The sequence below is a fragment of the Actinosynnema sp. genome (assembly GCF_052038725.1).
On the sequence record NZ_JBQGCX010000558.1, the window covers coordinates 1 to 3,983 of the forward strand.

5 protein-coding genes are annotated in these 3,983 nt (G+C 70.4%); 2 read left to right on the forward strand and 3 right to left on the reverse strand.

Annotated elements, in window-relative coordinates:
- Positions 1–346, reverse strand: a 346-nt coding sequence (locus ACTUAL_RS11175; RefSeq protein ID WP_440900205.1) for an N-acetyltransferase family protein, incomplete at its 3' end; no start/stop codon positions are given.
- 234 nt (positions 347–580) lie between these two features.
- A complete protein-coding gene (locus ACTUAL_RS11180; protein WP_440900206.1) occupies positions 581–1,168 on the reverse strand; it encodes a TetR/AcrR family transcriptional regulator in 588 nt (195 codons plus the stop codon).
- A 105-nt stretch (positions 1,169–1,273) separates the two neighbouring features.
- On the opposite strand from ACTUAL_RS11180, the gene ACTUAL_RS11185 reads away from it, so the two are divergent.
- Positions 1,274–1,819, forward strand: a complete 546-nt coding sequence (locus tag ACTUAL_RS11185; protein ID WP_440900209.1) for a cupin domain-containing protein — start codon at positions 1,274–1,276, stop codon at positions 1,817–1,819.
- 207 nt (positions 1,820–2,026) lie between these two features.
- Complete coding sequence (locus ACTUAL_RS11190) at positions 2,027–3,208, forward strand: MFS transporter (RefSeq protein WP_440900207.1); 1,182 nt, start codon at positions 2,027–2,029, stop codon at positions 3,206–3,208.
- Between the two features lie 338 nt (positions 3,209–3,546).
- Here the strand turns inward: ACTUAL_RS11190 and ACTUAL_RS11195 are convergent.
- Positions 3,547–3,983 (reverse strand): sensor histidine kinase (locus tag ACTUAL_RS11195; RefSeq protein ID WP_440900208.1); only part of this gene is annotated, 437 nt, incomplete at its 5' end.

Below are 3,983 nucleotides of genomic sequence, written 5' to 3' on the forward strand. Positions count from 1 at the left end.
CCCCCAGCGCGAGCAGCGCTTCCAGCAGCGCCGCTCCCGTTCCTCGACCGGTGGCGGCGGGGGCGAGGTAGATCGTGTCCTCGGCGGTGTGGCGGTAGGCGGGTTTGGCGCGCCACGGGGCCAGGTAGGCGAACCCAACGACCTCGCCACCGTGGTCCGCGATCAGGAACGGCAGTCCTCGTGCGGTGACCTCGTCGTGCTTGCGCCTCCAGTCGTCCACGGTGGGCGGGACGAGGTCGAAGGTGACCGTGGTGTCGTCCACGAAGGGGGCGTAGATCTCCGCCCCCGCCTGCAGGTCGGTGGTGGTGGTGGGGGTGGGGCGGACGGTCACCTCGGGCGCGGTCACGGGCACTCGCTCCTCCGAGAGGGCTGACGGAGCACATTAGTGCCGCAGCAGCCGAGGAAGCCGCTTCCGGCTATGGGGCGTGCGAAGCTCGCGATTGCCGGAGCCAGAATCGATAGAGCACGGAAGAGCACGGATCGACGGAGGTCGGATCGATGGGGGCTGGGGTTGCCGCAACCTGGGATCGCTGGAGCTGGCGATCGCTGGGGCAGGCCGGCACTGCGAGTCCGCAGCGGTTCAGCTGCGGGGGAAGACAGCTAGGGCCACGTCGACGGCGGTGAGGAGGGTGTCGCGGTCCGCTCCGCTACGGGCCTGGACGGCTATGCCGTGCTGGACGGTGGCGACGTAGGCGGCGAGGCTTTCGGGGGTGGTGGTTGCCGGTAGTTCCGCTGCGGGAGCCGCGGTCAGGCGTGCGCGGAGGCGTGCGCGGTCTGCGGCTCGGATCTCGGACAGGCGGGTGCGGACGGACTCCGATTCGGCGGAGCAGCTGAGCGCGCCGTGCACGATGAGGCAGCCGTGCGGGGAGTCGTCACCTGTGGTGGCTTCCACGGAACCTCGCCAGACCGCGGCCACGACCTCGCGCGCGGTGGGCAGGGCCAGGGCTTCGGTGATGTAGCTGGCGACGGTCTCCGCGTAGCGGAGCAGGACCTGGTCGAACAGGGCTTCCTTGCTGCCGAAGGTCTGGTAGAGGCTTCCTTTGCGGATGCCCATCGCCTCGGTGAGGTCGGTCAGGGAGGTGCCTTCGTAACCGCGCCGCCAGAACAGGTCCAGCGCGGCGTCGACGGCGGCGTCCGCGTCGAAGCCCCTGGGTCTTCCTCGTGGCACCGCTGTCTCCTCCCTCGCGCCGTCCCACCGTATACCCGCGCCCTTCGGGCGGCGGCTTGACAGCCGGGCCGTCCTGCGGATTTATTATGACCGGTCGGTCAAAAAATAGTCGAGCACCCGAGGGGCGGCACAGGAGATGGACACGCCCAGCACCGCGACACCCGTTGCGTCGTCGCCGGTCAAGACCGCGAGCGGCGGGGAGTTCCTGCACGTGCCCTCCGGCGAGGGCGAGACCGCGGGGCTCAACGGCGACGTCTACACCGTGAAGATCGGCACGCGGGAGTCCGGGGGTTCGCTGGCACTGTTAGAGGCTTCCGTGCCACCCGGTGGTGGTCCGCCGCTGCACACGCACGGCAACGAGGACGAGGCTTTCTCCCCGACGGCGAGCTTGAGATCTACGCCGGGGACACCACGGTGCACGCCGGGCCCGGCGACTTCGTGTTCATCCCCCGCAACACCGCGCACGGGTTCCGCAACACCGGCCTGCGTTCCGCCCGCCCACTGCCGGTGTTCAGCACCGGCGGTGTCGAGCGGTTCTTCATCGAGGCGGGCGTGCCCGCCGTTGCGGGACAACCGGTTCCTCCTTTCGACCCGGCCGACAACCCGCGCGCGGTCGTGGTCGGGGCTGCGACCAACTCCTTCCAAGTCTGAACGGCCAAATCTGACCGCCCGGATTTGACCGCCCAAATCTGACCACCTGAATTTTGACCACCTGGGGCCGATCGGTCGGGTCTGTCCAGCCAGGCCAGGTGACGGGGCAGGTCGGACAACCGAGGTGGGCTGGGTGATGAGCCGGGATCGCCGGTCAGGTCGGGTGGGAAGCGTTTACCAGTGAGTTGCCGAGAAAGCAGGAAGTCCATGCCACTGGCCGTGTACGTGCTGGGACTGGGGATCTTCGCCCTCGTCACCAGTGAACTCCAAGTCGCCGGGATGATGCCCGAGATGGCGCGCGGCCTGGAGGTGTCGGTGCCCGACATCGGGTACCTGATCTCGCTGTACGCGCTGGCGATGGCGGTGGGTGGCCCGATCCTCACCGCGGCGCTGCTCAAGCTGCCCAAGCGGACGGCGTTGATGGTGCTGTTCGGGGCGTTCGTCGCGGGTGAGGCGCTGGCGGCGTTGGCTGCGGACTACTGGCTCGTGCTGGTGGCGCGGCTGGTCACCGGGGCGGTGTCCGGGGCCTTCTTCGGCGTGTCGATCGCCATCGCCGTCGAGATCTCCCGGCCCGAGGTGACGGGGCGGGCGGTGTCGGTGGTGCTGAGCGGGCTCATGGCGGGCACCGTGCTCGGGCTGCCCGTGGCGAGTTGGATCGGGCCGGAGTTCGGGTGGCGCGCGAGCTTCTGGGTCGTGGCCGCATTGGCGCTGGTGGTCGGCCTGATCACCGCAGGCGCCGTGCCGAAGTTGGAGGGTGACGGGACCACGTCGGCGCGCGGTGAGTTCGCGGTGTTCAAGAACTGGAAGCTGTGGGCGGTGTACTCGACGTCGACGCTGGTCATCGGAGCCACCTACGCGGCGTTCAGCTACTTCACCCCGATCCTGTCCGAGGTGACCGGGTTCAGCGGCGGTCAGGTGACCGGGTTGCTGGTGGCGTACGGCGTCGCGACGATCGTCGGCAACACCGCCGTCGGCAGGCTCGCCGACCGGCACGCGATCCCGACCATCGCTTTCGGGCTGGTGTCGTTGACGATCCTCCTGTCGGTGTTCGCGCTGCTCACCGAGAACAAGCCGGTCGTGGTGGCGGCGCTGCTCGGGGTGGGACTGGTCGGCGTGACGATGAACCCGGCGCTGGTGGCCAGGGTCATGGGCGTGGCCAACGGACGGCCGCTGGTCAACACCGTGCACACCTCGTGCATCACCTTCGGCGTGGTGATCGGGTCGTGGCTGGGCGGGCTGGGGATCGACGCCGGGTTGGGGTTGCGGGCCCCGCTGTGGATCGGGGTGGTGATGGCCGTCATCGGTCTGGCGACCTTGCTCCCCGACTTGCTGCGCTGGTCCGCTGCAGTGGCGGCTCCCGAACGCGCGGGGGAGCTGAAGACCGCGTGAGCGGGATCGGTGGCAGAACAGGTCGGCCGGGGGGGGCGGTCGGGGACCGTCAGCCCAGGGCGGTCGGGGACCGTCAACCCAGGGCGGTCGGGGACCGTCAGCCCAGGGCGGTCGGGGCCCGTCAGCCCAGGGCGGGCGGGGACCGTTCAGCCGGGGGTGGCGACAGGACGCTTCAGCTGAGGGTGGTGGTGGAACGGTTGAGTGGAGGGCTTCGGCGAGGTTCAGCGAGAGGCGGCGGTGGCGAGGTTCGGCCGGGGACGGCGGCGGGGGTGTTCGGCCGCGGGGCGGTGACTGGGGCGACGGCAGCGAGGTTCGGCCGCGAGGCGGTGGCGGGGTGTTCAGCTGGAGGTCGGTGGCGCGGGCAGGCGGACGGTGAAGGTTGAGCCTTTGCCCGGTTCGCTGGTTGCCGAGACCGTTCCGCCGTGCGCCTCCACCAGCTTGCGCACGATGGCCAGGCCCAGGCCGCTGCCGCCGGTGCGTCTGCTGCGGGACTTCTCGGCTCGCCAGAAGCGGTCGAACACGTGGGGGAGGTCTTCGGGGGTGATGCCGGTGCCGGTGTCGGCGACCTTGATGACGACGTCGTCGCCCTCGTGTTCGGCGGTCACCTCGACCCGGCCGCCGGGTGGGACGTGGCGCAGGGCGTTGGCGACGAGGTTGTCCAGGACCTGGCGCAGGCGCACCGGGTCGGCCTCGACGGTGAGGTCGGCCGGCGTTGAGGTGGTGAGGGTGATGTCCGCGCGGGTCGCGGTCGTCTCGTGGGCGGCGCGCAGGCGGG